This window comes from Citrobacter sp. MNAZ 1397 (genome assembly GCF_023613995.1).
Taxonomy (GTDB): Bacteria; Pseudomonadota; Gammaproteobacteria; order Enterobacterales; family Enterobacteriaceae; genus Phytobacter; species Phytobacter ursingii.
This window is the reverse complement of record NZ_JAKIVH010000001.1, coordinates 2,182,916-2,209,363: the sequence shown is the minus strand read 5'-3', so window position 1 is coordinate 2,209,363 and position 26,448 is coordinate 2,182,916. Positions and strand designations below refer to the sequence as shown.

Genomic DNA, 26,448 nt, shown 5'->3' with positions numbered 1-26,448 from the left:
AGGGTCATGGCAATTCATTTTCGTCGTAGTGCGTTACAGGCAGGGATCGCAACGCTGCTTTCTTGTGCGTTTGCTGCCCATGCAGCGGATGTTCCTCAGGTCAAAGTGACCGTCACGGACAAGCAGTGTGAGCCGATGAGTTTGACGGTCAATGCGGGGAAAACACAGTTCCTGATCGTCAACCAGAGCCAGAAGGCGCTGGAATGGGAAATCCTGAAAGGCGTGCTGGTGGTTGAAGAGCGCGAAAATATCGCGCCGGGCTTTAGCCAGAAGCTGACCGCTAACCTGCAGCCGGGTGAATATGACATGACCTGCGGCCTGCTGACCAATCCGAAAGGCAAACTGATAGTCAAAGGCCAGGCAACGGCGGATGCGGCAAAAAGCGAAGCGCTGCTAAGCCTTGGCACTGCCATCACCGACTACAAAGCCTATGTGACGGCGGAAACGGCGGATTTGGTGAAAAACACAAAAGCATTCACCGACGCAGTGAAAGCGGGGGACATTGCGAAAGCGAAAACGCTGTATGCACCGACCCGTCAGCACTATGAACGTATCGAACCGATTGCTGAACTGTTCTCCGATCTGGATGGCAGCATTGATGCCCGCGAAGACGATTACGAGAAGAAAGCCGACGATCCGAAATTTACCGGCTTCCACCGTCTGGAAAAAGCCCTGTTTGGCGACAACTCAGTTAAAGGTATGGACACCTATGCTGAGCAGCTCTACACCGACGTGCAGGAACTGCAAAAACGCATTAGCGAGCTGGCTTTCCCGCCGTCAAAAGTGGTGGGTGGCGCGGCAGGTCTGATCGAAGAAGTCGCAGCGACCAAAATCAGCGGTGAAGAAGACCGTTATAGCCATACCGATCTGTGGGACTTCCAGGCAAACGTCGATGGCGCGCAAAAAATTGTGAACCTGTTGCGTCCGCAGTTACAGAAAAACAACGCCGAACTGCTCGGCAAAGTGGATGCGAACTTTAAGAAAGTCGATGCTATTCTGGCGAAATACCGGACCAAAGACGGCTATGAGACCTATGACAAGCTGACGGATGCTGACCGAAACGCGCTAAAAGGGCCGATTACGACACTGGCGGAAGATCTCGCTCAATTGCGCGGTGTGCTGGGTCTGGACTAACTATCATGAATGACAAAGAACAGTACGGCGTCAGCGAGCCTTCGCGTCGCCGTTTATTAAAAGGCATGGGCGCGCTGGGAGGCGCGCTAGCCCTGGCCGGAGGATGTCCGGTGGCGCATGCGGCCAAACCGCAAAGTGCGCCAGGCACGCTTTCACCGGATGCGCGCATGGAGAAACAGCCGTTTTACGGTGTGCATCAGGCGGGGATTTTGACGCCGCAACAGGCGTCAATGATGCTGGTGGCGTTTGATGTGCTGGCGACGGACAAAGCCGATTTGCAACGTCTGTTTCGTCTGTTAACGCAGCGCATCGCGTTTCTGACCGAAGGCGGCCCGGCGCCGGAAACGCCCAATCCGCGCCTGCCACCCATGGATTCCGGTATTCTCGGGCCGTTTATCGCGCCGGATAATCTGACCATCACCGTTTCGTTGGGCGATTCGCTGTTCGACGATCGGTTTGGCCTGCGTGCGCAAAAACCGAAAAAATTGCAAAAGATGGAGCGCTTTCCCAACGATGCGCTGGTCTCTTCATTGAGCCACGGCGATCTGTTGGTACAAATCTGCGCCAACACCCAGGATACGGTGATACATGCTCTGCGCGATCTGATTAAGCACACGCCTGATTTATTGAGTGTTCGCTGGAAACGAGAAGGGTTTATCTCTGATCATGCCGCGCGCAGTAAAGGAAAAGAGACGCCGGTCAACCTGTTGGGCTTTAAGGATGGTACGGCAAACCCGGACAGCAGTGATAACGGGCTGATGGATAAGGTCGTATGGGTGACCAACGATCAGGCGGAGCCTGCATGGACCGTTGGTGGCAGCTATCAGGCTGTGCGTATCATTCAGTTCCATGTTGAGTTTTGGGATCGTACTCCGCTTAAAGAGCAGCAGACTATTTTTGGTCGCGATAAGCAAACCGGCGCACCGCTGGGGATGCACAATGAACATGACGTCCCGGATTATGCCAGCGATCCTGGCGGCGAGGTGATTGCCCTGGACAGCCATATTCGTCTGGCCAATCCACGTACGCCAGAGACGCAGTCCAGCCTGATGATGCGTCGGGGCTATAGCTATTCCCTGGGGGTCACCAACGCCGGACAGCTTGATATGGGACTGCTGTTTGTCTGCTACCAGCACGACCTGGAAAAGGGCTTTCTGACCGTGCAAAAACGTCTCAATGGCGAAGCGCTGGAGGAGTATATTAAGCCCATCGGCGGCGGCTACTTTTTCGTGCTGCCAGGTGTTAAAGACCAAAATCACTATCTCGGGCAAGCGCTGCTCGAAGCCTGAAAAAGAATCCTGCCTGAAGCCAGGCAGGATAATCTCTTATCTGTAGTATCTGTTCACACTTTTTCTGCCATCAAACTATCGATTTTTCGTATGAGAAAGTATCTGTTATTTTTCTGTAATATTCTTCGTGGACACTCTTTTCCATAGCGCAGGGTAAACGCTCGTTACCTTTTGGTGAAAATAATGTTGCGTTTATGCTAATTCCTGATGTACTTATTACATAGATTGGCTGCCCTGCGGTGATGTCGTCACCTGGAGATCGCGGATGGTAAAGTCCTCTACTGGACGTAACACCAACAAACAGCGCAACACCCGGTTCGGGGATACACACTCCGGCAGTAAACGCTTCACCTCTGAATTTCTCTCCTTCATTCCTGTTTCTGATTTAACCGACATGGCAGGCGCTGATAGCAGCTGCTTTGTTATGTCAATTTCAAAGGCAAGACATGGCTTACAAGGAAGCCAAACCTCAGACGTTCGTGCGCATAATCGTGCCGATTTTGGTGCGTGTGATGTAAACCAACAACTCAAGGTGCTATCCATGGGAAGACAGAAAGCAGTGATCAAAGCTCGTCGTGAAGCTAAACGTGTGCTGAGACGCGATTCGCGCAGTCACAAACAGCGTGAAGAAGAGTCGGTCACCTCGCTTGTGCAGATGAGTGGCGTTGAAGCAATCGGAATGGCAAGGGATAGTCGTGATAATTCACCGATTGTTGCGCGTAATGAAGCTCAGGCGCAGTACCTGAATGCTATCGAGAGTAAACAACTGATATTCGCAACCGGAGAAGCCGGCTGCGGTAAAACATGGATCAGCGCGGCGAAAGCGGCGGAAGCCCTGATTCATAAGGATGTGGACAGGATTATTGTAACCCGACCGGTTCTGCAGGCCGACGAAGATCTCGGCTTCTTACCTGGTGATATTTCGGAGAAGTTCGCCCCTTATTTCCGGCCCGTCTATGATGTTCTGGTTAAACGGTTGGGTGCGTCCTTCATGCAATACTGCCTGCGACCAGAGATTGGTAAGGTAGAAATCGCGCCGTTCGCCTATATGCGCGGACGTACCTTTGAAAATGCGGTTGTCATTCTTGACGAGGCTCAGAACGTGACCGCTGCGCAAATGAAAATGTTCTTAACGCGCCTCGGGGAAAATGTGACGGTCATCGTCAACGGTGATGTGACTCAGTGTGACTTGCCCCGCGGGGTGCAGTCCGGTCTGAGCGACGCGCTGTCGCGTTTTGAGGAAGATGAGATGGTAGGTGTGGTGCGTTTCACCACAGACGATTGCGTCCGCTCCGCACTCTGCCAGAGAACGCTGAAAGCCTATTACTAAGAATTTTAGCGCATGAAAAAGCCCGGGAAACCGGGCTTTTTTTTTAAATAAAATCAAAAGGGTTATCGAAATATTACGGCAATGCCTGTTACGCCCGAATTAAAGCCGGGCTGGTCCCGGTTTTTCTACGATTATCGTTTCTGTGGTACCCTTCTTTTTTTATTCCTTATGCCATCAGGAGAGTCGTAAATGACCGAAGGCCCGTTAAATGAAAATGAATTGCAGTGGCTGGAAGAGACATTAGTCGCTTATGGTCACAGCGATGAGTCCGTACTCGATGTGGCGGAGCTGGACGGTATGCTGACAGCGGTATTGTCCGGCCCGGTGGTTGTCGAGCCGGATCGCTGGCTGGTGGCCGTATGGGGCGGCGAAAAAAACATACCGCGCTGGAAAAACGATCGCGAGATGAATCGTTTTATCGATCTTTGCTTTAAGCATTTGAACGATATTGCTGAGCGCCTGAGTGATTATCCGGATCAGTTTGAACCCGTCTTTGGTTACAACGAAGTGGACGGCCAGAGCTATACCGTTGTTGAAGAGTGGTGTTTTGGCTATATGCGCGGCGTGGCGCTAACCGACTGGTCAGGCTTACCGGAGGAACGTAAGGCCGATCTGGATGTTATTGCTTTGCACGGACTGGAAGACAACTTCGCGCGTCTGGATGAATTCACTGAAGAGGAATTCAATGAAAGCGTAGAGGCTATCCGACCGGCAGCCCTGCGGCTGTATGATTACTGGTCGGCTAATCCACAACAAGCCATTGCTCAGCAACCGCAGGTGAATGGCGTAAAAGTCGGGCGTAACGATCCCTGCCCGTGCGGCAGCGGCAAGAAATTCAAAAACTGCTGCCTGCACTAAAAATTCGGGCTCCTGATGAGCCCGATTTACTATCCCACTTCCGGTAACATGCCTGCTGAAATCGCAAACTGCACCGCGATAATCGTTATACCGCAGAGCATGACCAGGCAGAGCGCGGGTTTACCACCGACAACGCGATACGCTGCCGATGGGTGAGCTTTACGGCTCTGCCACGTCAGCAGCGCGGGTATCAGCAGTGCCAGTACCGCAAGAGCCACGCCAGCATAACCGAGCGCCATCACAAAACCACGCGGATAGAAGAGAGCGAATGCCAGCGGAGGCAAAAAGGTAATCGCGCCGGTTTGCATACGCCCGGTGGCCGTGTTGCGGCGCTGGAAGAGGTCAGCCAGATAATCAAATAGCCCAAGTGACACACCTAAGAATGAGGTCGCCAGCGCCAGATCGGCGAACAGATGGACCGCCAGTTCCACATGCGCAGAAGCAACCACTTCGCGCAGCGCCTCAAGAAGCCCATTGAGCCCGGCATGGTTGGCCAGCATTCCCATAAAGGTGGACGATTCGATGCTGCCAAGGGTGGCCAGTTGCCAGAAAATATACGCCACCAGCGGGATCGCGCTGCCGGTAATAAAAATCCCCCGCAGTCTGCGTACGTTACCGCCCATATAGCTGACAATGCTCGGCACGCTGCCATGAAAGCCAAAAGAGGTAAAAATGACTGGCATGGCAGAAAGGGCCAGCCCTTTTTCGAGCGGTAGGGTGAGTAAATTCACTTGATGGACATGTGGTAGTAACAGCGCGAGCATCACCACCAGGAAGATTATCTTGGCACTAAACAGGAAGCGGTTGAACAAATCGACCAGCGATGTGCCAATACAGACCACGCCACCGGCGACAAAGGTAAACAGAAATACGCCGCCTGCTGGTGAGACGTTTATGCCCGTCCATGCGGTGAGGCTTGATGCCAGCAGCTCACCAGCGCCGCTGATATAGGCCGCCGTCAGAGCGTACATCAGAAACATCATGCTAAAACCGGTGACCCACTGTCCGTAGCGTCCCAGGTAGCGCCGCGCCAGGCTACCGAGACCTGTATCGGCGGGGACGTGCTGATAGACTTCAAGCAATAACAGCGCGGTATAACACATCAGTCCCCACAAGGTGAAGAGTAAAACCAGCGTTACACTAAATCCGACCCCGGCGGCAGCCAGTGGCATGGCGAGCATACCTGCGCCAATCGTGGTTCCTGCCACAATAAAAACACTACCAAGTGTTCGATTTTTCACACTTTCCTCTGTATTTAAACCACATTCTTTAGTAAATGTGCGGCGCAGAGTATGTGAAAAACGGATCTTCGTCAAACCGGGCTTACAAGAAGTGTATATTAAACTTTACACTTATCCAGGAGTGGCAAGGGATGCATCGAAACCTGTTATAACGCAAAAAACTATCCTAAAGATGTGTTTATCATGCACCTTTTAAGCGGAGGGTATATGGCGTCAATTCATGGTCACGAAGTACTTAATATGATGCTGGAATCAGGGGAGCACTATTCCGGGGAGAGTCTGGAAGCGGCAATCTGTACGCGCTTTGGTAAGGATGCTCGTTTTCATACCTGTTCAGCAGAAGATATGACAGCAGCGGAGTTGGTGGCGTTTCTGGCATCGCGGGGAAAATTCATTCCCGCCGCAGATGGGTTTTCAACCCACGAAAGTAAAATTTGCCAGCACTAAAAAATAATGCGGTAATGAGATTTCATTACCGCATTTTGCTTAATTTGCCGTGTCGAGAGTAGACAGTTCTTTATCAATAAAATAGAGGCCTTCGCCGCTTTTACCTGCCAGTGTCAGTTTATCAATAACGGATTTAAACAGTTTTTCTTCTTCATGTTGTTCCGCGACATACCACTGCAGGAAATTAAACGTCGGATAATCCTGTGAGGTCATCGCCACGTGCGCCAGTTCATTAATTTTCTGGGTGATCAACTGCTCGTGTTCGTAAGTTGCACGGAACAATTCATCCAGCGAGGCATATTCGGCAAACGGCGACTGGATAGTGTTAATGCGCGGTAAGCTGCCGGTATCTGCCAGATAATCAAACAGACGCTGCATATGCGTCATCTCTTCTTGCGCATGGCGGCGCAGAAATGCGGCGGCACCTTCAAAGCTGTTATAGCTACACCAGGCGCTCATTTGTTGATAAAGCAGAGACGAAAAAAGTTCGAGGTTCATCTGCTCATTTAGTTTTTCAATCATTTCAGCTTTAAGCATGGCGCCGCTCCGGAAAATAATAAAAGAAGTAAGAAGCGGTCACTATAATTTGTTATTTAATTATTTGCAAAAGGTAAAATAAAAAAGAATTTTTATTAACAATGAGAATGGGAATAACACGCATTGCAGGGAAATAATTGGGTAAATGATAATTATTCTTTAATTTAAATAAATATTAATGCCAGCGGTGGTGCGCTGGCATTAACCGTTACCAGGCCCTGGCGGCCGGCACGTTATTGAGCGCCATACCGCGGCACTGGTACTGAATGGTGATGGTCGTGTTCATGCAGACGGAGCCACTGATCAGGCTACAGGTCGAAATTGGCTGACCATAAGCCACTGCTGTTGCATAGCCCATCTGTTGGCACTGTTTATTGGCAGTCCCCTGCGTGGTGTATTCGTCATAATGCGCGTTTTGCATCATCGCCTGATTGAAGCTAAGACGGATCAGACCATTGGTCGTATCGACATTGCTGACTTTGGGTTCTTTTGTAATTGAGCACCCGGCGAGCAGTAGCAGCGAGGCGGCAACAAGGATTTTGTTCATGAAATCGCTCTGAATCTTATGGGCATTGTGGCATCTTACCGACTTATTTCGCGGGCAATCGGCGGAATAGCCTGCGTAACTGGCCTTTTTACGCACAACGGCGCTCAGTCTGCGAGAGTGTCAAAAATCCTGGCAAACAGGTGTTGTTGCTGACGAAATAAAGCGACCAGACGTGGATCGAAATGCCGACCGCTGCCAGCCTCGATGATTTGCATTGCCTGTTCATGTGTGAAGCTGGGTTTATAGATGCGTTTTTGTCGTAGCGCGTCATAAACATCGGCCAGAGCAAGAATGCGTGCTTCGAGCGGGATCTGCTCACCTCGCAGACCGTCCGGATAACCGCTTCCGTCCCACTTTTCGTGGTGGAAATGGATAATATTCTCTGCCACTGGCCCCAGTGATAGCCCCTGAATGATGCGCCAGCCTTTAAGAGTATGCAGTTTCATCTCTTCAAACTCATCCTCAGTGAGGGGGCCTTCTTTACGCAAGATGCGCTCGGGGACGGCGATTTTGCCGACGTCATGCAATGAGGCAAAATTTTCAATATCCCGAACGGTACGTCGTGGGAGTTTTAGCGCCCGGCCGAGCAGTCCACAGTATTTCGCTACACGCTGAATGTGGCTGCCCGTTTCGTCATCATGGGCGCGGTTCACCTTTTCCAGTACCTTCACGATATTCCGGTTCACAATCCGGTTTTGTCTCATGTGTCGCCACATTATTACCAGCAGGCATAGACTAAAAATGGCCGTAATCAGCAACAATACGCTGATGATTTTTAGCGTATTGCGCGTTAATCCGGAGAAATGTGGGGGCTCATCAGACCCTTCGGACAGTGTGCGGTAACCTGACAGCCGATGAACCTGCGAGAGCAAATTATGCAATGGATGCGCACTATCGGCCCATGGCCCCATCTGCAATTCCGACCGGGTTATCCCCGCCACTTTCAGAACACCGCGAAATAATTCATTGCCACGCAAAGCGCTTTCAAGGCTACTCAGATCGCCAAGAATGTAATCCACTCTGTCATTTTCGATGCCGCTGATCAGTTGTTCATGGGTACCGAACGTGACGAGGGTAATCTCACTGGCATAACGTTGCTGGAGATAAAATTGCGAGAACGAGCCCTTAATCACGCCGATGCGCTGGTGGCGAATCTGATCTTCATCCCAGATAAAGGGCTGACCAATGCGGTTGTAATAAACGTTATGCCAGGAGACAACCGGGCCAATCATGCCGGGGAGTTGTGATCTGTCGGGGGGCGCTATAACGTTAACAAGACGCACCGGCCAGTTCTGGCTTTGCAATGACTCGTAGTAGTTATCAATGTAATGTACGTTGACATCGACATGCAGCAGGTCACGCATATCGTTGATCATATCTATGGCCGAGCCGTGGTAACCCTGCCGATCGTGCCAGATTAGCGGTGCGTAGTTTTCATTAGCCGGTAGCCAGACATCCAGTTTATTTTGCGCCAGCCAGTGACGTTCAGTATCGCTGATGGTAACCCGGCTCAGCAGGAATTGCCGTTTGTTATCGAGGATCAACTGACGCATTTTACCGCTACGATACTCATCATTTATCAACTGATTGATGTCATCCCGCATGGTATGTAATGCCGGGCTGAAGGCAAAAACACGGGTAATGCGTAGCCCGGGAAAGGGGAGGGACAGTTGATAATAACGCGCTGTGTTGTCCATTTCGCTGGCGTCATTAATGTAGAAATCCGCCTGGCCGTCACTCAGTAGCCTGAACGCCTCTTCACCATTTTCGACCCGGCGCAATTCACGGAATTTCAGGTTCGGATAACGCTGCTGCACACGATCCTGCGTGGCGTCATCACGCAGAAAGAGTACACGGCTATTGTGCAAATCCTCTGGTTTGTAGATACGCTGAGTCGTGCTGGCTGCAACGACTTCATTATCGAACAGCCGGGAAGATAATATCCGGTTGCGCGCAAGGTCATCAGTGCGAATCACGCCAGCGTACAGGCCATAATCATCATTAGCAAAACGCCGATCCATTTCCTCTGCATCAATGGGGCGTATCTGCACGTTATAGCCATAGCGCTCATGGAGCATGGCCGCGAGGCGTGGGTATAACCCTTGATAATTCCCCTGTGCGTCGCGCCAGAATGCGAAACTTTCTGCGTCATAGACCCATACAGGTATTGTCTCTGGCGGCTTTTGTTGCACGGACGGTGCAGCGCTGGCAGGTCTGAGCCAGAAAAGAGCACAACCCAGTAATAAGAGAAAGAAAAGCGAGGAGGTCAGCGCCTTCCGACAGCACCATTTCAACAGGGCATCCTCTGTAGGTGTCACGACTGTTTTATATGCAGTTTATGTAAGCCTCTACAATCCGGCATTTTTTTTCTTCGTTTTGCGAAGCGGCGGAGCATTCAGACTAATAACAGGCAAAACTGTGAACGCACTTTGCTTTTTTAAAACAATTTTTCATTAAATTTGAAAGTGTGTTTGTCAGGTAGTAAGGTTTATTCAATTGCCTACTCGATGCATTAACCAGGAGATGAATATGAAGATTGCACTGATGATGGAAAACAGCCAGGCAGGGAAAAACGCCATCATCCTTAAAGAATTGAAAGCGGTTGCGGATGAAAAAGACTTTCCGGTCTTCAACGTGGGCATGAGTGATGAAAACGATCATCACCTGACCTATATCCACCTTGGTATTATGGCCAGCATTCTGTTGAATGCCAAAGCGGTCGACTTTGTGGTGACAGGTTGTGGTACCGGGCAGGGGGCTCTGATGTCGCTGAACATTCACCCGGGCGTTATCTGCGGTTACTGTATTGATCCGGCTGATGCTTTTCTGTTTGCCCAGATTAACAACGGCAACGCGCTTTCATTGCCGTTCGCTAAAGGCTTTGGCTGGGGGGCGGAACTCAATGTGCGCTTTATCTTTGAAAAAGCGTTCACGGGCGGCAAAGGTGAAGGCTACCCGCCTGAACGTAAAGAGCCGCAGGTCCGTAATGCCGGCATCCTTAACCAGGTGAAAGCCGCTGTGGTAAAAGAGAATTACCTTGATACTTTGCGTGCCATTGATCCTGAACTGGTGAAAACCGCCGTTTCCGGCCCGCGCTTCCAGCAATGCTTCTTTGAAAACTGCCAGGATAAAGCCATCGAAGCCTTTGTGCGTGAGATCCTCGCCTGATACACCCGGGGCCAGCAAAGTCTGGCCTCTGCTTTCCCGCCTGTGTTAACCCGCCACGTTTTTTGTCTTCACACTCTAAATTATTTTTAAAAATACTAAAAAAATTTTAGTTGGTAAGTTTCAGATTTAACACCAATTTTTAACAAAAACGAAATTCCTTAAAAAATAAAACGTGATTTCTATCACGTAAATATTGCTTTTTGTGATGGAGGTCATATTATATGCACATCAACCGATAACACCTGCATAACAAATCGCCGGAGCAAAACATGAAACTGCGTAAAATCCTGAAAAGCATTTTTGAAACTTACTGCAAAACATTCAAAGACGTACCGCCGGGCGCCATGTTCTGATGATAAAAAAACCTGCCACGGCAGGTTTTTTTACGTCCGAAGAGACGACAAAAGCGGCGATCCTCGCCGCTTTTTGCTTATCAGAAGAAGGCCGAGACCAACATGTAGCTGGCAGCACAGGCGCAACTGACACCAATCAGGCCCGGAATGATAAAGCTGTGGTTAATGATAAATTTGCCGATACGCGTGGTGCCCGAACGGTCAAAACCGATACAGGCGAGGTCACTTGGGTAGGTCGGCAGGACAAAATAGCCGTACGAGGCCGGGAAGAAAGCGATCAACATTTTAGGTTCGACGCCCAGCATCAGCCCCATCGGCGCAACGGCGGTCAGCGCGGCGGCCTGGCTGTTTACCAGTTTGGAGACGAGGAACAGGACGATAGCGTAGGTCCATGGATGGCTTTTCACGACCCCTTCCAGCGCCATTTTCAGCTCATTCAGATGCGCCTGGAAAAATGTATCACTCATCCATGCAACACCAAACACCGAGAAAATCGCCACCATTCCCGCTTTGAAAACCGCACCACCTGAAATCGCAGAAGCGTTGACCTTACAGACCATCAGCATGACGGCACCGGCAATCAACATCATCATCTGAATGACCAGATTCATTGAAAGCGGCGAGAGTTTACCTTTGACATCAAAGGCCGGACGTAATTGCGGGAGCGCGCCGAGTAACACCACGACAAGGATGCCGGCAAAGAAGATCCATGTTGACCAGTAGGCCTCTTTTGGGAAGCGCTGGTTCATCAGGGTTTCGCTACTGCCGTAGATGAATTCGCGCTGTTTAGGATCTTTTAATTTTTCCTGAAAATCCTTGTCATCTGCCAGATCTTTACCGCGACGCAGGCTCCACAACGCCGCAATAGCGACACCGAAAAGCGATGCCGGAACAGAGACGGCCAATATTTCAAGAATGCTCCATGCATGGCCAATACCGTGCTGCGCGCCAAGAATGGAGACCAGCGATACGACCGCAACGGAAACCGGCGACGCGGTAATGGCCATTTGTGAGGCAATTGACGCTACGGCCATCGGGCGTTCCGGACGGATATTTTTCTTAAGCGCGATGTCGGCGATAATGGGAAACATCGTATATACCACATGCCCGGTGCCGCAGAGGAAGGTTAAAGTCCAGGTGGTGAATGGCGCCAGTAACGTAATATGCTGGGGGTGGCGACGTAATAACCGCTCCGCAAATTGCATCATCACGTTCAGACCGCCTGCGGTTTGCAGCGTGGCCGCACAACCAATAACGGCAAGAATCGTGAGCATAACATCTACTGGCGGCTTACCCGGTTCCAGACCAAATACAAAACTCAGGAGAAAAAGACCAATACCGCTGATTAAACCCAGCCCCATCCCGCCAAAACGTGTCCCTATTAATAAACAGAGAATTATAATGATAAATTCAATGGTAATCATGACTCACCTTGTCCTTGACATTAATACATTGAATAAATCATTACATTTTGTAACGTCTCTCAATGAGAGCCAGATCCAATTTGAGCAAAATTAATAAAAGCAATAACTTATATACCTTTTATTAACATTTAATTCATACCATGGCAAAGTAGTGGGTCAGCCGATGAGATGAAAATTAAACATCTGCTGACCTTTTTTCGATGGGGAAGGGAAATATTAGCAGGCGACGGAAACGGATGCGCAATAGTGTACGGTGAGCGCTTTTTTTAATTCGTGGTTATTGTTTTGATATTCGGTATGAATAATTTTTAACAGATCCAGAATAGCTATACCCTCATGCAAAGACGTCTCTTCGGCCAGACATTCCAGCGCACAGATGCGCAGCGCCTGATTTTCCATAAGTTGCCGGATAACATCCTCAACAGAGACAACATTATTGTCCGTCATAGTGACGGGCTTAATAACCGGCCAGCCTCCCGAAGCCTTGATATAGTCGAATAACCGCATCATTCGGGTCACGCATTGTTGCGCCTGAATGCGCAGTAACGCCCCCACGCCAGGCAGGTTACGTGTCATACACCCGTTACCAAGGGAGAGATAAAGATGTGACGCATGAAACTCAAGATTCATTTGTGTATTCAGTTTCTGCGTCATTGCACAGGTCATCATAATAATATCCTTATTAAAGAGTGATTTTTTGCCTGTAATAAAAGTAAAACGGCAAACTATTCAGGTATCCCTCTACCTCAATACGCGTAGCATAGCGAGTCCGGAATAATAAGAATATCCTAACTTATATTAAGTTACTGTTCGTTACAGCCGTATGACATATGGATGATAGTTTTTTATTCTGACATGGCTACTCATTTTCTCTTATCCCTGAGGCAAATATTACTGCAAGTAAAAACAGATTTTTTGTGCATCAGGATGAGGTTCTTCTGCCTGTCTGAAAAGTAACAAAGCGTACACATCAGGCGGCAAGAATGTGATTTGAGAGTTATTTTGAAACACTGTTTTGATTTATGATAGGGGTAATTGTAGACAACAACAGGGATCAGGAGGACGTAATGAAAAAAGTGGCCGTATTGTTAGCGCCAGGGTTTGAAGAGGCAGAAGCGATTATTACTATCGACATTCTGAGGCGCCTGCATATCGAGGTTGAAACGCTGGCCTGTGCGGAATCGCGGGCGGTAGTCAGTTATCACAACATTCCGATGGTGGCCGACAGCACGCTGAGCGAGCGCGCGGAAACACTTTACGATGCCGTCGTGCTGCCGGGCGGCCCGCAAGGTAGTGTGAACCTTGCCGCGAACGCGGGTGTTATCGCTTTTGTTAAGCAGCATGATGCGCAAAATAAGCTGATTTGCCCGATTTGTTCAGCCGCCGCGAGGGTGCTTGGCGGCAATGACCTGTTGAATGGTCGCCGCTACGTCTGCTCCGGCGATCTGTGGCAAGGGGTCCAGAACGGTGAGTACGTTGATGCCCCGGTTGTCGAAGACCGCAACCTGCTGAGCGGCAAAGGCCTGGGGCACGCGTTTGATTTTGCCTTCGCTCTCTCGGCGCGCTTGCTGGGAAATGAAGACCCCGTTCGCGATCACGCGGACCACATTTATTACCGTTGGTAATTTGTACACCCCGATGCGCCTTGTATCGGGGACAAGGATAACCGAGCTGGAGCTATGGATTATTCTGCTAGTGCCTTTCTCATTTGTATGATAAATACCTCCATTTTTATGTCTAAATCCGCTGAATTTATGTACGGAATTACTGTAATTCTGCGGTGTGATGTTGCTCTCCTATGGAGAATCAATTTCCCGCTAAAACTACTGCCAGCACAGGTATCCAGGGAAGTACGGATCCTAATGCCTTGTTTTATGACCTTTTAAGTGAACCGGTAGTTATTTTTCCCTACAGAAAAGAAAGTCAAAGCTGGAGTTAACCATGCACAAATTCACTAAAGCGTTGGCAGCCATCGGTCTGGCTGCCGTTATGTCACAATCCGCTATTGCTGAAACGATGAAACTGGGTTTTTTGGTCAAACAACCTGAAGAACCCTGGTTCCAGACTGAATGGAAATTCGCCGATAAGGCGGGCAAGGATTTAGGGTTTGAGGTAATTAAAATTGCCGTTCCGGATGGTGAAAAAACGCTCAACGCTATCGACAGTCTGGCAGCAAGCGGAGCAAAAGGCTTCGTTATTTGTACTCCGGACCCGAAATTAGGTTCCGCGATTGTCGCTAAAGCGCGCGGTTATGACATGAAAGTCATTACCGTGGACGATCAGTTCGTCAACGCGAAAGGCGAACCGATGACCAGTGTTCCTCTGGTTATGATGGCGGCCAGCGAAATCGGCGCGCGTCAGGGTCAGGAACTCTATAAAGAAATGCAGAAACGCGGTTGGGATGTCAAAGCAACCGGCGTGATGGCGATCACCGCAAATGAGCTGGATACCGCGCGTCGTCGTACCACCGGTTCCATGGATGCGCTGAAAGCGGCCGGTTTCCCGGAAAAACAAATCTACCAGGTCCCGACAAAATCAAACGATATCCCCGGCGCATTTGATGCCGGTAACTCCCTGCTGGTGCAACATCCGGAAGTGAAACACTGGCTGGTGCTGGGTATGAACGATAACACCGTCCTTGGCGGCGTACGCGCCACCGAAGGTCAGGGTTTTAAAGCTGCTGATGTGATCGGCATTGGTATTAATGGCGTGGATGCGGTCAGCGAACTGTCTAAAGCACAGGCGACCGGCTTCTACGGTTCTCTGCTGCCAAGCCCGGATGTTCATGGCTACAAAACCAGCGAGCTGCTCTACAACTGGGTCACCAAAGGTGTTGAGCCGCCGAAATTTACTGCGGTTACCGATGTGGTGCTGATCACACGCGATAACTTCAAAGAAGAGCTGGCGAAAAAAGGATTAGGCGTGAAGTAAATCTCTGATGGTTGTGCCCTCCCTTACCAGGGAGGGCCAGAAGTACACTGAACTGATTCACGGAGACGTTATGCAAGACTCTACTCCTTATCTTTCCTTCCGCGGCATCGGCAAGACGTTCCCCGGCGTCAAGGCCCTGAGCGATATCAGCTTTGACTGTCATGCCGGACAGGTCCACGCGTTGATGGGGGAGAATGGCGCGGGTAAGTCGACCCTGTTGAAAATTCTCAGCGGTAATTACGCGCCCACGACCGGTACGCTGGCCATTAAAGGACAGGAAGTTAGCTTCGCGGATACCACAGCGGCGCTCAATGCCGGTGTGGCTATCATCTACCAGGAACTGCATCTGGTACCGGAAATGACGGTGGCGGAGAATATCTATCTCGGCCAGTTACCCCATAAAAGCGGCATCGTTAACCGCTCACTTCTTAATTACGAAGCGGGTCTGCAATTGAAACACCTGGGTCTGGATATTGATCCGCAGACACCGCTCAAATATCTCTCCATCGGCCAGTGGCAGATGGTTGAAATCGCGAAGGCGCTGGCACGCAATGCCAAAATTATCGCCTTTGATGAACCGACAAGCTCGCTATCGGCGCGCGAAATCGACAACCTTTTCAGGGTCATTCGCGAGCTGCGCAAAGAAGGGCGCGTCATCTTATATGTTTCGCACCGCATGGAAGAGATCTTCTCCCTCAGCGATGCCATCACCGTGTTTAAAGATGGACGTTATGTCCGTACGTTCACGGATATGCAACAGGTGAACCATGACCAGTTGGTGCAGGCGATGGTTGGCCGCGACCTGGGCGATATCTACGGCTGGCAGCCGCGCGACTATGGTGATGAGCGCCTGCGCCTCGATCAGGTCAAAGCACCGGGTGTTCGCACACCGATTAGCCTGACCGTGCGCAGCGGTGAGATTGTTGGCCTGTTCGGTCTGGTGGGAGCAGGGCGCAGCGAGTTAATGAAAGGCTTGTTCGGTGGTACGCGAATTACCGAAGGGAAGGTCTTTATTGACGGTGCTGAGGTTAATATCCAGAAACCCTCCCATGCCATTCGCGCCGGGATGATGCTCTGCCCGGAAGACCGTAAAGCCGAGGGGATTATTCCTGTCCACTCCGTACAGGAGAATATCAATATCAGCGCCCGGCGTAAGTTTATCCATGCAGGGTGTTTGATCAATAACGGCTGGGAGGCGCAGAACGCTGAGCATCATATTCGCAGCCTGAATATCAAAACGCCCAGTGCCGATCAGTTAATTATGAATCTTTCCGGGGGGAATCAGCAGAAGGCCATTCTGGGACGCTGGTTATCGGAAGAGATGAAAGTCATTTTGCTCGATGAACCCACGCGCGGGATTGATGTGGGGGCCAAGCATGAAATCTATAACGTTATCTATGCGCTGGCAGCCCGCGGTGTCGCGGTGTTGTTTGCCTCCAGTGACCTGCCGGAAGTACTTGGCGTCGCCGACCGTATCGTGGTGATGCGCGAAGGTGAAATTGCCGGTGAACTGCTTCATGGTCAGGCCGATGAACAGCGAGCGCTCAGCCTCGCGATGCCTAAAGTTAGCCAGGCTGTCGCCTGAGCAAGGAGAATATGATGTCATCTGTAACTTCTTCTGGCGCACCGAAGACGCCATCGCAATTTAGCCTGGGCCGCATCTGGGATCAGTTCGGCATGCTGGTCGTGTTTGCCGCACTGTTCATTGGCTGTGCGGTCTTTGTGCCAAACTTCGCCTCGTTTGTGAATATGAAAGGGCTGGGCCTTGCCATCTCCATGTCCGGCATGGTCGCCTGCGGGATGTTGTTCTGTCTGGCCTCCGGCGATTTCGACCTTTCAGTCGCCTCTGTTATTGCCTGTGCGGGCGTCACCACCGCCGTGGTGATTAACATGTCGGGTAGCCTGTGGCTGGGCGTGTTTGCTGGCCTGATGTTGGGCGTGGTGAGCGGGTTTATTAATGGTTTTGTGATCGCCCGCCTGAAAATTAACGCCCTGATCACGACCCTTGCCACGATGCAAATCGTGCGCGGGCTGGCTTATATCATTTCTGATGGGAAAGCGGTCGGTATTGAAGATGAGAGCTTCTTTACGCTCGGTTATGCTAACTGGCTGGGGCTGCCTGCGCCGATCTGGCTGACTGTCGCGTGCCTGATCATTTTTGGCTTCCTGTTAAACAAAACGACGTTCGGTCGCAACACGCTGGCGATTGGCGGCAATGAAGAAGCGGCTCGTCTGGCGGGCGTTCCGGTGGTTCGCACCAAGATCATTATCTTTGTGCTGTCCGGGCTGGTCTCCGCGGCGGCCGGGATTATCCTCGCCTCGCGTATGACAAGCGGTCAGCCGATGACGTCTATCGGTTATGAGCTGATTGTTATTTCAGCCTGCGTATTGGGTGGGGTATCGCTGAAAGGCGGCATCGGCAAGATCTCTTATGTGGTTGCCGGGATCCTGATTCTCGGAACGGTAGAAAATGCGATGAACCTGCTGAATATCTCGCCGTTTGCCCAGTATGTGGTGCGTGGTTTGATCTTGCTGGCTGCGGTGATTTTTGACCGTTACAAACAAAAGGCTAAACGGACGGTTTAATCCCCTCTACATCACTATGTAGCGTGATCTTTAAGCATACCTCCCATAACCCATCAACCGCCAGAATGGTTGATGGGTTATGCATAAAATGGCGAGCAGCGTCACACTGTCTATACTTACATGGCTAATGATAATGAAAGGTTATCCGAGGAGACCTTTCACCGATGACCATTTAAGGAGGAAACCAGGGTGGCTGACCTGTTATCTGAACCGCCTGTCTTTTCCGGTAATTTTGCATTTTTCTTCGATCTTGACGGAACCCTCGCCGATATCAAACCTCACCCTGACCAGGTTTTTGTACCGCCGGATGTTCTCAAGCGGCTCGCACGCCTTGCTGAAATGAATGATGGCGCGGTGGCGTTGATCTCAGGGCGCTCAATGGCAGAGCTGGACAAGCTTGCCAGACCTTACCGTTTTCCCCTCGCTGGGGTTCATGGGGCGGAACGTCGCGATATCAACGGTCAAACCCACCGGGTGACGTTGCCAGAAGAGATAGTCCAGCCGCTGGAACAGGCCCTCAAGACGGGAATGGCCGCACTTAAAGGTGCCGAGCTTGAAACCAAGGGGATGGCGTTTGCGCTGCATTATCGGCAGGCACCGGAGCATGAAGAGGCAATCTTCGCACTGGCGCGCAAAATGGTGGAAAACTGGGGCCAGCTGGCGATGCAGCCGGGCAAATGTGTGATTGAACTTAAACCGTCTGGCATCAACAAGGGTGCTGCGATTGACGCGTTTTTACAGGAATCGCCGTTTAAGGGCAGAAAACCGATATTTATCGGCGATGACCTGACGGACGAGCACGGCTTTGAAGTCGTGAATGCGAAATCAGGTATTTCAGTGAAAGTCGGGACGGGTACCACTCACGCGCAATGGCGTCTGGGTTGTGTGAATGATGTCCATCAGTGGCTTAAACGTATTACTGACCATCAAGAACAAGAAAAAAAGGCGCTAACAAACAGGAGAGATGGCTATGAGTCGCTTAGTCGTAGTATCTAATCGTATTGCTCCGCCTGATGATAAAAAGACCAGCGCAGGTGGGCTGGCCGTAGGGATTCTGGGAGCATTAAAAGCCACGGGTGGATTGTGGTTCGGCTGGAGTGGTGAAATTGGTGATGAGGATGCACCGCTCAAAAAGGTTTCTCGTGGAAATATCACATGGGCATCCTTTAACCTCAGCGAAGAGAATTACGAGCAATATTATTCTCAATTTTCCAACGCCGTATTATGGCCGGCTTTCCATTACCGTCTGGACCTGGTGAAATTCCAGCGTGAGGCATGGGAAGGCTATCAGCGGGTAAATTCTCTGCTGGCGGATAAATTGTTACCGCTGGTGGAAGATGACGACATTCTGTGGATTCACGATTACCATCTGTTGCCGTTTGCCAGTGAGTTACGCCAGCGCGGCGTGAACAACCGTATTGGTTTCTTCCTGCATATTCCTTTCCCTACGCCGGAAATCTTCAACGCGCTGCCGCCGAATGCCGATCTACTTGAGCAGTTGTGCGACTACGATCTGCTGGGCTTCCAGACTGAAAGCGATCGTCTGGCGTTCCTTGACTGCCTGTCTCTGCAAACGCGACTGACAACCCGAGGCGGTAAGCACCACAGCGCATGGGGGAAAACCTTCCAGACCGAGGTTTACCCTATCGGTATCGAACCGAAAGAGATTGCCCAGCAGGCCGCGGGGCCGTTGCCGCCGAAACTCGCTCAGATCAAAAATGAGCTGAAAAATGTGAAGAACATCTTCTCCGTCGAGCGTCTGGATTACTCTAAGGGCTTGCCGGAACGTTTCCTCGCTTATGAAACGTTGCTGGAGAAGTATCCGCAGCACCACGGTAAGATTCGCTATACGCAAATTGCGCCGACCTCACGTGGCGAAGTACAGGCCTATCAGGACATTCGTCATCAACTGGAAACGGAAGCAGGGCGCATTAACGGGAAGTATGGTCAGCTTGGCTGGACGCCGCTCTATTACCTTAACCAGCACTTTGATCGCAAAGTGTTGATGAAGGTCTTCAGATATGCGGAGGTCGGGCTGGTTACACCATTGCGTGACGGGATGAATCTGGTAGCGAAAGAGTATGTCGCCGCGCAGGATCCTGCCAATCCGGGCGTACTGGTGCTTTCGCAATTTGCCGGTGCGGCCAACGAGCTTACCTCGGCGCTGATTGTTAACCCCTATGATCGGGATGATGTGGCCGCCGCAATGGACAGGGCATTGACGATGCCGCTGGCTGAACGTATCGCTCGCCATGCAGAAATGCTTAAGGTGATTGAGCAAAATGATATCAACCACTGGCAAGAAAGGTTTATCAGCGATTTAAAGCTTATCACGCCACGTAGTGCTCAGAGCAGCCTACAGAACAAAGTGGCGACCTTCCCGAAAATGGCCTGACCGTAGCCCCTTCCGTAGTGCGGGAGGGGTTATTCGCTTAAAGGCACCAGTAAGACATCCACTTTACACGAACCGACTATCGCTTTCGCGGAGCAGGCTGCCCGCGCAAAGAAACTCTGATTGTGATTGCCACAGATAACCAGGTCTACACCTTGTGTACGACAGGTATGCAGGACGTGCTCACTGAGCTCACCAGAGGTAATAATCACCTGTTCAATAGGGTAGCCAGCCTGGCTTACCAGTTCGTTCATAAACTGCTGTGTCTCTTCCTGCAATATTTCACGCACATTTTCCATCATCGGCGCTGCAAGCTGATTATACATTTCGGGATCGGACGTTAGGGTGATGAGGGTTAAGCGGGAGTGAAACGGACGTGCTATTGACACCGCTTTTGCCACCAGCGCGTGACTTTCCGGAGAGGCCGATACCGCAACCAATAGATGCGTGTAACCCATGACTGACTCCTTATCGACGAGGTTCACATATCACCATTACTCCGTTTGCGCCAACGTAGCAATAGACCAATATGACAAACTTGTGAAGAAAGTCATAAATATTCATTAATTAAACTTATGAAATGGACAGCGTGAAGTTTGACCATCTTAATTAGAATGAAGCGCTTAAGTAAAATTTTAAGAATTTAAAGTTAAATCCCTAAATTATTAATCGTCTTGATTAACAACTTTAAAATGATCCCATAAGGTAATTAATAAGCAGAGCTGTATTTCTAATTTCTTGTTTTATATAGACATTTATTATCGTCTCTTTATTAGAAACGTATTCGGCATTTTAAACGCGTAAAGATAGTACACATCTGACCACTGTGCCGCATTTTGATATGTCATATGAATGAGTATTCGCATTAAAAGAATAGAAAAAGGCATTGTTAGAACAAAAAATAATCAATTCAGAAGCGGGACTGATAGATTTCTTACCAGGAAATGCGTAAATTATGTGATGTGGATCACATTTTTTCCAAAATTTCACTCTGGTCACATTGTATGTCTCAGCACCTACGAGTACAGTTGCGTCGAATTAGGAAAAATCTTAGTTCTTTGTAAGAAATGATTAAGAGTGTGGCAAGGTAAAAACATTTGATCGATAGACCTGCCGCACGAGATCCTAAGTCTGTTATGCATTTAGCCTTTCTTTTTTACCGGGTTTTTCCCGGCGACATCACGGGGTGCGGTTTGTCCGCATAAGATACAAGTTGGTTATTCGGGATGGGAAAAATGCATACATCCGAGTTGCTGAAACACATTTATGACATCAACCTGTCATATCTGCTCCTTGCTCAGCGTTTAATTAGTCAGGACAAACCGTCCGCCATGTTCCGCTTAGGCGTTAACGAAGAAATGGCTAATACCCTGGGAGAGTTAACACTTCCGCAGATGGTCAAGCTGGCTGAAACAAATCAAGTTATTTGTCAGTTCCGCTTTGACAATCATCAGACTATCACGCGTCTGACTCAGGAATCCCGTGTGGATGATTTACAACAAATCCATACTGGCATTCTGCTCTCTACTCGCCTGCTGAATGAATCCAGCCAATCAGGTGAACCAGCCCGGAAGAAAAGGGCGTAATCATGAGCGAGAAAAGTATTGTTCAGGAAGCCCGCGACATTCAGTTAGCAATGGAACTGATCACGCTGGGCGCACGTTTGCAAATGTTGGAGAGTGAGACGCAACTGAGCCGTGGTCGTCTCATCAAGCTTTACAAAGAGCTGCGTGGTAGCCCGCCGCCGAAAGGTATGCTGCCATTCTCCACCGACTGGTTTATGACGTGGGAGCAAAACATTCATGCTTCAATGTTCTGTAATGCCTGGCAATTCTTACTAAAAACCGGGTTATGCAGCGGCGTTGATGCGGTAATCAAAGCCTATCGACTCTATCTCGAACAATGCCCTCAGCCTGAGGAAGGGCCTCTGCTGGCTCTGACTCGCGCCTGGACTTTGGTACGTTTCGTGGAAAGCGGAATGCTGGAGTTGTCTCGCTGTAACTGCTGTGGTGGTAACTTTATCACCCACGCGCATCAGCCTGTTGGCAGTTTCGCCTGTAGTTTATGCCAGCCGCCTTCTCGTGCGGTAAAAAGACGTAAACTTTCCCGGGACGCTGCCGATATTATTCCACAACTGCTGGAAGAACAGATCGATCAGGCTGTTTGACCGAACAAGGTGTGGGACAAACTCCAGCAGCGGTGAAGTTATACCGCTGCTTTTTTTTTCCCTGCCTTTCGCGAAAATCCTGCGATTTGTCTTCCTTGCCATAGTCATTAGCGGAAGGATGATGTCGTGCTTATCGTATTAGGTTACATAGTGGTTGTGGGTGCTGTCCTTGGCGGGTATATGATGACCGGCGGGCACCTTGGCGCACTTTATCAACCGTCCGAGCTTATCATCATTGGTGGCGCTGGCATCGGTGCGTTTATCGTTGGTAACAATGGTAAAGCCATCAAGGGCACCATTAAGGCGTTACCTTTGCTGTTTCGCCGCTCTAAATACACAAAAAGTATGTACATGGATTTGCTGGCGTTGCTCTATCGCCTGATGGCGAAGTCTCGCCAGCAAGGGATGTTCTCCCTCGAACGGGATATTGAAAACCCGAAAGAGAGTGAGATTTTTGCCAGCTACCCGCGCATCATCGCCGATGCCACCATGCTCGAATTTATCGTTGATTATCTGCGCCTTATCATCAGCGGCAATATGAATACCTTCGAAATTGAAGCGCTGATGGACGAAGAGATCGAAACCCATGAAAGCGAAGCGGAAGTCCCGGCAAACGCCCTGGCGGCGGTGGGGGACTCATTGCCGGCATTTGGTATCGTTGCGGCGGTTATGGGCGTGGTTCACGCACTCGCCTCGGCGGACCGTCCTGCGGCGGAGCTTGGTGCGCTCATTGCCCACGCGATGGTAGGAACCTTCCTCGGTATTTTATTGGCGTACGGCTTTATTTCTCCACTGGCCAGCGTGTTGCGGCAGAAAAGCGCCGAAACCACCAAAATGATGCAGTGCGTCAAGATCACATTGTTGTCGAATCTTAACGGCTATGCGCCGCCGATTGCCGTCGAGTTTGGGCGTAAAACGTTGTACTCAACCGAACGTCCGTCGTTTGTCGAACTGGATGAACACGTGCGTGCGGTAAGAAACCCTAACCAACAGACAACGACTGAGGACGCATGAAAAATCAGTCCCATCCTATCGTCGTCGTAAGACGCAAGAAACATAAAGGACATGGCGGGGGAGCGCACGGCTCCTGGAAGATTGCCTATGCCGACTTTATGACGGCGATGATGGCTTTTTTCCTGGTTATGTGGCTTATCTCAATTTCTAGCCCTAAAGAACTGATTCAGATTGCCGAATACTTTCGTACACCCCTTGCAACAGCAGTAACGGGTGGGCCAAGAATTTCGAATAGCGACAGTCCGATTCCGGGCGGTGGCGATGACTACACACAGCAGCAGGGTGAAGTTAAAAAACAGCCGAACATTGATGATCTCAAGCAACGTATGGAACAAGCGCGGCTGAAAAAATTACGCGGCGATCTGGACCAACTGATCGAAGCCGATCCGAAATTGCGTGCGTTGCGCCCGCATCTCAAGATCGATCTTGTTCAGGAAGGGCTGCGAATCCAGATTATCGACAGCCAGAATCGCCCGATGTTTAAGACCGGACGTGCAGAAGTGGAGCCTTATATGCGTGACATTTTGCGGGCTATCGCACCGGTACTGAATGGTATACCGAACAAAATTAGCATTTCCGGACACACCGATGACTATCCCTACGCCAACGGTGAGAAAGGATACAGCAACTGGGAACTTTCAGCGGATCGTGCAAACGCATCGCGAAGAGAACTGGTTGTTGGGGGTCTCGACGATGGAAAAATGCTTCGAGTCATTGGCATGGCAGCCACAATGAGGCTGGCAGAGCGCGGACCGAATGAGGCGATCAACCGCCGTATCAGCCTGTTGGTGCTAAACAAACAAGCAGAAGAAGCCATTCTGCATGAGAACGCCGAAAGCCAGAATGTGCCAATAAGCGTCATTACACAGCCGGAGGCAGAAGCGGCGCCAGCGCCAGCATCCGCGCCTGCGGCGGCAGTTACAACATCGCCACAACCCGAGTCGAGGTGATTGCGTGAGCATGGATATTAGCGATTTTTATCAGACGTTCTTTGATGAAGCTGACGAGTTGTTGGCCGACATGGAGCAGCATTTGTTAGATCTGGTGCCAGAGGCGCCGGACTCTGAACAACTCAATGCCATCTTTCGTGCCGCCCACTCTATTAAAGGCGGTGCGGGCACGTTTGGCTTCACCATTTTGCAGGAAACCACGCACCTGATGGAAAACCTGCTGGATGAAGCCCGCCGTGGGGAAATGCAGCTCAACACTGACATCATTAACCTGTTTTTGGAAACCAAAGATATTATGCAGGAACAGCTCGATGCCTATAAAAGCTCTACGGAGCCGGATGCCGCCAGCTTTGAATATATCTGCAATGCGTTGCGTCAGTTAGCGTTGGAAGCCAAAGGGCAAGCTGTTCCGGCCGCGACCAATAGCGCCAAATTGTCCGTTGTTGAAAGCGCCGTACAGGACGCAGAGGCTGCCGCTCCGGCGAGCGCCGCCGATGACGGAAAACTGCGTATTGTGCTGTCGCGTCTTAAAGAAAACGAAGTCAGCCTTCTGGAAGAAGAGCTGGGTAACCTCGGCACGCTCACTGACGTTGTTAAAGGGACCGATACCTTAAGCGTCACGCTGGATGGCGGTGTAAGCCAGGATGATATCATTGCGGTGCTGTGTTTCGTCATAGAAGCAGATCAGATCGCCTTTGAAAACGCCAGCGTAGCTGTGGAAACCGCCGCTGCGGAAAGCGCGCCGGTCGAGGTCGTTGAAGAAGCCGTACCGGCTGCGACAGCGGCACCGGCTCCGGTTGTCCAGGCGGCCCCTGTCCCGGCGCTGAAAGCCGTCGCCAAAGAGCAACCCGCAGGCCGTGAAAAACCGGCACGCGGCAGTGAGTCAACCAGTATTCGTGTTGCGGTAGAGAAAGTTGACCAACTGATTAACCTCGTCGGCGAGCTGGTTATTACGCAGTCGATGCTGGCGCAGCGCTCTAATGAGCTGGACCCGGTCACCCACGGCGATCTCATTACCAGCATGACGCAGTTGCAGCGTAACGCACGCGATCTGCAAGAGTCGGTAATGTCTATCCGTATGATGCCGATGGAATACGTATTCAGCCGCTTCCCGCGTCTGGTGCGTGACCTCGCGAGCAAGCTGGATAAACAGGTTGAACTGACGCTGCAGGGTAGCTCAACGGAACTGGATAAGAGTCTGATTGAGCGCATCATTGACCCGTTAACTCACCTGGTGCGTAACAGCCTTGACCATGGGATCGAAGTGCCGGAAAAACGCGTTGCAGCAGGCAAATCGCCGATCGGCAACCTGACCCTTTCCGCCGAACATCAGGGTGGGAATATCTGCATCGAAGTCACCGATGATGGTGCGGGTCTGAACCGTGAGCGTATCCTGGCAAAAGCCATATCGCAGGGCATGCCTGTGCACGAAAACATGAGCGATGAAGAAGTCGGCATGTTGATCTTCGCACCGGGCTTCTCCACCGCGGAGCAGGTAACCGATGTTTCAGGGCGTGGCGTGGGTATGGACGTGGTGAAACGTAACATCCAGGAGATGGGTGGACACGTTGAGATCAAATCACGTCAGGGCGCAGGTACGACGATTCGCATTCTGCTGCCGTTGACGCTGGCAATCCTTGACGGCATGTCCGTTAAAGTGAGCGGTGAAGTGTTTATCCTGCCGTTGAACGCGGTGATGGAGTCACTGCAACCGCGCGAAGAAGATTTGCACCCACTGGCGGGGGGTGAGCGCGTACTTGAAGTGCGTGGCGAGTACCTGCCATTGGTCGAGTTGTGGAAAGTATTTGATGTTAATGGCGCGAAAACCGAAGCTACGCAGGGCATTGTCGTCATTCTGCAAAGTGCGGGTCGTCGCTATGCATTGCTGGTCGATCAGCTGATTGGGCAGCATCAGGTAGTAGTGAAAAACCTTGAAAGCAATTACCGCAAAGTGCCGGGAATTTCTGCGGCAACTATCCTTGGTGATGGTAGCGTTGCGCTGATTGTTGATGTTTCGGCACTACAGGGATTAAACCGTGAACAACGTGTGGCGCACACTGCCGCCTGACTGAGTTAAAAG

At 50.7% G+C, this 26,448-nt stretch carries 25 protein-coding genes; 18 read left to right on the top strand and 7 right to left on the bottom strand.

What is annotated here, in order from left to right; all coding sequences use genetic code 11:
* Positions 1-6 precede the first annotated feature (6 nt).
* From efeO to L2097_RS10380, 4 genes are all read left to right on the top strand, one after another.
* A complete protein-coding gene (efeO, locus tag L2097_RS10395; RefSeq protein WP_250352789.1) occupies positions 7-1,134 on the top strand; it encodes an iron uptake system protein EfeO in 1,128 nt (375 codons plus the stop codon).
* Positions 1,135-1,139: 5 nt separating this feature from the next.
* A complete protein-coding gene (gene efeB / locus L2097_RS10390; protein WP_250352788.1) occupies positions 1,140-2,423 on the top strand; it encodes an iron uptake transporter deferrochelatase/peroxidase subunit in 1,284 nt (427 codons plus the stop codon).
* 541 nt (positions 2,424-2,964) lie between these two features.
* Positions 2,965-3,753 carry a phosphate starvation-inducible protein PhoH gene (gene phoH / locus L2097_RS10385; protein ID WP_039078777.1) on the top strand — a complete coding sequence of 263 codons (789 nt, stop codon included), beginning with the start codon at positions 2,965-2,967 and terminating at the stop codon, positions 3,751-3,753.
* 189 nt (positions 3,754-3,942) lie between these two features.
* Entirely contained in the window at positions 3,943-4,611 is a 669-nt protein-coding gene (locus L2097_RS10380) for a YecA/YgfB family protein (protein ID WP_085005919.1), read from the top strand.
* A gap of 29 nt (positions 4,612-4,640) precedes the next feature.
* On the opposite strand, the gene tyrP is transcribed toward L2097_RS10380, so the two are convergent.
* Entirely contained in the window at positions 4,641-5,852 is a 1,212-nt protein-coding gene (gene tyrP, locus L2097_RS10375) for a tyrosine transporter TyrP (RefSeq protein ID WP_229220684.1), read from the bottom strand.
* Between the two features lie 207 nt (positions 5,853-6,059).
* On the opposite strand from tyrP, the gene L2097_RS10370 reads away from it, so the two are divergent.
* Complete coding sequence (locus tag L2097_RS10370; RefSeq protein ID WP_047370956.1) at positions 6,060-6,299, top strand: YecH family metal-binding protein; 240 nt, start codon at positions 6,060-6,062, stop codon at positions 6,297-6,299.
* Positions 6,300-6,338: 39 nt separating this feature from the next.
* Here L2097_RS10370 and ftnA read toward each other — a convergent pair whose 3' ends face one another.
* The 3 genes from ftnA to L2097_RS10355 form a co-directional block, all read right to left on the bottom strand.
* A complete protein-coding gene (ftnA, locus tag L2097_RS10365) occupies positions 6,339-6,836 on the bottom strand; it encodes a non-heme ferritin (protein ID WP_039078667.1) in 498 nt (165 codons plus the stop codon).
* Between the two features lie 208 nt (positions 6,837-7,044).
* Positions 7,045-7,383 carry a YecR family lipoprotein gene (gene yecR / locus L2097_RS10360; protein ID WP_039078778.1) on the bottom strand — a complete coding sequence of 113 codons (339 nt, stop codon included), beginning with the start codon at positions 7,381-7,383 and terminating at the stop codon, positions 7,045-7,047.
* Positions 7,384-7,487: 104 nt separating this feature from the next.
* A complete protein-coding gene (locus L2097_RS10355; protein WP_250352787.1) occupies positions 7,488-9,677 on the bottom strand; it encodes an HD domain-containing phosphohydrolase in 2,190 nt (729 codons plus the stop codon).
* A gap of 235 nt (positions 9,678-9,912) precedes the next feature.
* Between L2097_RS10355 and L2097_RS10350 the strand changes: the two genes are divergently transcribed.
* Positions 9,913-10,551, top strand: coding sequence for an RpiB/LacA/LacB family sugar-phosphate isomerase (locus L2097_RS10350; protein ID WP_250352786.1), 639 nt, complete (start codon positions 9,913-9,915; stop codon positions 10,549-10,551).
* A 269-nt stretch (positions 10,552-10,820) separates the two neighbouring features.
* Positions 10,821-10,904, top strand: coding sequence for a stress response protein AzuC (gene azuC, locus L2097_RS10345; RefSeq protein ID WP_088218881.1), 84 nt, complete (start codon positions 10,821-10,823; stop codon positions 10,902-10,904).
* Between the two features lie 80 nt (positions 10,905-10,984).
* Here azuC and L2097_RS10340 read toward each other — a convergent pair whose 3' ends face one another.
* Complete coding sequence (locus L2097_RS10340; protein ID WP_047370954.1) at positions 10,985-12,328, bottom strand: anaerobic C4-dicarboxylate transporter; 1,344 nt, start codon at positions 12,326-12,328, stop codon at positions 10,985-10,987.
* A gap of 216 nt (positions 12,329-12,544) precedes the next feature.
* A complete protein-coding gene (locus L2097_RS10335) occupies positions 12,545-12,997 on the bottom strand; it encodes a ferritin-like domain-containing protein (protein ID WP_085005923.1) in 453 nt (150 codons plus the stop codon).
* Between the two features lie 398 nt (positions 12,998-13,395).
* Here L2097_RS10335 and L2097_RS10330 point away from each other — a divergent pair, with 398 nt between their 5' ends.
* The 6 genes from L2097_RS10330 to otsA all read left to right on the top strand — a co-directional run bounded on the left by L2097_RS10330 (position 13,396) and on the right by otsA (position 20,240).
* Positions 13,396-13,953: a DJ-1/PfpI family protein gene (locus tag L2097_RS10330; RefSeq protein ID WP_085005924.1), complete on the top strand. Its 558-nt coding sequence runs from the start codon at positions 13,396-13,398 to the stop codon at positions 13,951-13,953.
* Between the two features lie 316 nt (positions 13,954-14,269).
* Entirely contained in the window at positions 14,270-15,259 is a 990-nt protein-coding gene (locus tag L2097_RS10325) for an arabinose ABC transporter substrate-binding protein (protein WP_047370951.1), read from the top strand.
* Positions 15,260-15,329: 70 nt separating this feature from the next.
* Positions 15,330-16,844, top strand: coding sequence for an L-arabinose ABC transporter ATP-binding protein AraG (araG, locus tag L2097_RS10320; protein WP_047370950.1), 1,515 nt, complete (start codon positions 15,330-15,332; stop codon positions 16,842-16,844).
* A gap of 14 nt (positions 16,845-16,858) precedes the next feature.
* Positions 16,859-17,845, top strand: coding sequence for an L-arabinose ABC transporter permease AraH (araH, locus tag L2097_RS10315; protein WP_047370949.1), 987 nt, complete (start codon positions 16,859-16,861; stop codon positions 17,843-17,845).
* A 189-nt stretch (positions 17,846-18,034) separates the two neighbouring features.
* Positions 18,035-18,841, top strand: a complete 807-nt coding sequence (gene otsB / locus L2097_RS10310) for a trehalose-phosphatase (RefSeq protein ID WP_085005925.1) — start codon at positions 18,035-18,037, stop codon at positions 18,839-18,841.
* Positions 18,816-20,240, top strand: a complete 1,425-nt coding sequence (gene otsA / locus L2097_RS10305) for an alpha,alpha-trehalose-phosphate synthase (protein ID WP_250352785.1) — start codon at positions 18,816-18,818, stop codon at positions 20,238-20,240. The genes otsB and otsA overlap by 26 nt, the downstream gene beginning before the upstream one ends.
* 29 nt (positions 20,241-20,269) lie before the next feature.
* Here the strand turns inward: otsA and uspC are convergent, their stop codons facing one another.
* A complete protein-coding gene (gene uspC, locus L2097_RS10300; protein ID WP_047370946.1) occupies positions 20,270-20,695 on the bottom strand; it encodes a universal stress protein UspC in 426 nt (141 codons plus the stop codon).
* A 777-nt stretch (positions 20,696-21,472) separates the two neighbouring features.
* On the opposite strand from uspC, the gene flhD reads away from it, so the two are divergent.
* The 5 genes from flhD to cheA all read left to right on the top strand — a co-directional run bounded on the left by flhD (position 21,473) and on the right by cheA (position 26,436).
* On the top strand, positions 21,473-21,823 hold the full coding sequence (gene flhD / locus L2097_RS10295; protein ID WP_047370945.1) for a flagellar transcriptional regulator FlhD: 351 nt from the start codon (positions 21,473-21,475) through the stop codon (positions 21,821-21,823).
* Positions 21,824-21,825: 2 nt separating this feature from the next.
* Positions 21,826-22,404 carry a flagellar transcriptional regulator FlhC gene (flhC, locus tag L2097_RS10290; RefSeq protein ID WP_039078678.1) on the top strand — a complete coding sequence of 193 codons (579 nt, stop codon included), beginning with the start codon at positions 21,826-21,828 and terminating at the stop codon, positions 22,402-22,404.
* Positions 22,405-22,530: 126 nt separating this feature from the next.
* A complete protein-coding gene (motA, locus tag L2097_RS10285; protein ID WP_047370943.1) occupies positions 22,531-23,418 on the top strand; it encodes a flagellar motor stator protein MotA in 888 nt (295 codons plus the stop codon).
* The gene (motB, locus tag L2097_RS10280) at positions 23,415-24,368 is read left to right on the top strand and encodes a flagellar motor protein MotB (protein ID WP_039078680.1); all 954 of its coding nucleotides are present in this window, start codon (positions 23,415-23,417) and stop codon (positions 24,366-24,368) included. The genes motA and motB overlap by 4 nt, the downstream gene beginning before the upstream one ends.
* A gap of 10 nt (positions 24,369-24,378) precedes the next feature.
* Complete coding sequence (cheA, locus tag L2097_RS10275; RefSeq protein WP_177328627.1) at positions 24,379-26,436, top strand: chemotaxis protein CheA; 2,058 nt, start codon at positions 24,379-24,381, stop codon at positions 26,434-26,436.
* Positions 26,437-26,448 lie beyond the last annotated feature (12 nt).

Bases quoted from the DNA above. Each gene is read 5' to 3' on its own strand.
- efeO (WP_250352789.1), top strand. From the start codon at position 7: ATGGCAATTCATTTTCGTCGTAGTGCGTTACAGGCAGGGATCGCAACG.
- efeB (WP_250352788.1), top strand. From the start codon at position 1,140: ATGAATGACAAAGAACAGTACGGCGTCAGCGAGCCTTCGCGTCGCCGT.
- phoH (WP_039078777.1), top strand. From the start codon at position 2,965: ATGGGAAGACAGAAAGCAGTGATCAAAGCTCGTCGTGAAGCTAAACGT.
- L2097_RS10380 (WP_085005919.1), top strand. From the start codon at position 3,943: ATGACCGAAGGCCCGTTAAATGAAAATGAATTGCAGTGGCTGGAAGAG.
- L2097_RS10370 (WP_047370956.1), top strand. From the start codon at position 6,060: ATGGCGTCAATTCATGGTCACGAAGTACTTAATATGATGCTGGAATCA.
- ftnA (WP_039078667.1), bottom strand. From the start codon at position 6,836: ATGCTTAAAGCTGAAATGATTGAAAAACTAAATGAGCAGATGAACCTC.
- yecR (WP_039078778.1), bottom strand. From the start codon at position 7,383: ATGAACAAAATCCTTGTTGCCGCCTCGCTGCTACTGCTCGCCGGGTGC.
- L2097_RS10350 (WP_250352786.1), top strand. From the start codon at position 9,913: ATGAAGATTGCACTGATGATGGAAAACAGCCAGGCAGGGAAAAACGCC.
- azuC (WP_088218881.1), top strand. From the start codon at position 10,821: ATGAAACTGCGTAAAATCCTGAAAAGCATTTTTGAAACTTACTGCAAA.
- L2097_RS10340 (WP_047370954.1), bottom strand. From the start codon at position 12,328: ATGATTACCATTGAATTTATCATTATAATTCTCTGTTTATTAATAGGG.
- L2097_RS10335 (WP_085005923.1), bottom strand. From the start codon at position 12,997: ATGATGACCTGTGCAATGACGCAGAAACTGAATACACAAATGAATCTT.
- L2097_RS10330 (WP_085005924.1), top strand. From the start codon at position 13,396: ATGAAAAAAGTGGCCGTATTGTTAGCGCCAGGGTTTGAAGAGGCAGAA.
- L2097_RS10325 (WP_047370951.1), top strand. From the start codon at position 14,270: ATGCACAAATTCACTAAAGCGTTGGCAGCCATCGGTCTGGCTGCCGTT.
- araG (WP_047370950.1), top strand. From the start codon at position 15,330: ATGCAAGACTCTACTCCTTATCTTTCCTTCCGCGGCATCGGCAAGACG.
- araH (WP_047370949.1), top strand. From the start codon at position 16,859: ATGTCATCTGTAACTTCTTCTGGCGCACCGAAGACGCCATCGCAATTT.
- otsA (WP_250352785.1), top strand. From the start codon at position 18,816: ATGAGTCGCTTAGTCGTAGTATCTAATCGTATTGCTCCGCCTGATGAT.
- uspC (WP_047370946.1), bottom strand. From the start codon at position 20,695: ATGGGTTACACGCATCTATTGGTTGCGGTATCGGCCTCTCCGGAAAGT.
- flhD (WP_047370945.1), top strand. From the start codon at position 21,473: ATGCATACATCCGAGTTGCTGAAACACATTTATGACATCAACCTGTCA.
- flhC (WP_039078678.1), top strand. From the start codon at position 21,826: ATGAGCGAGAAAAGTATTGTTCAGGAAGCCCGCGACATTCAGTTAGCA.
- motB (WP_039078680.1), top strand. From the start codon at position 23,415: ATGAAAAATCAGTCCCATCCTATCGTCGTCGTAAGACGCAAGAAACAT.
- cheA (WP_177328627.1), top strand. From the start codon at position 24,379: ATGGATATTAGCGATTTTTATCAGACGTTCTTTGATGAAGCTGACGAG.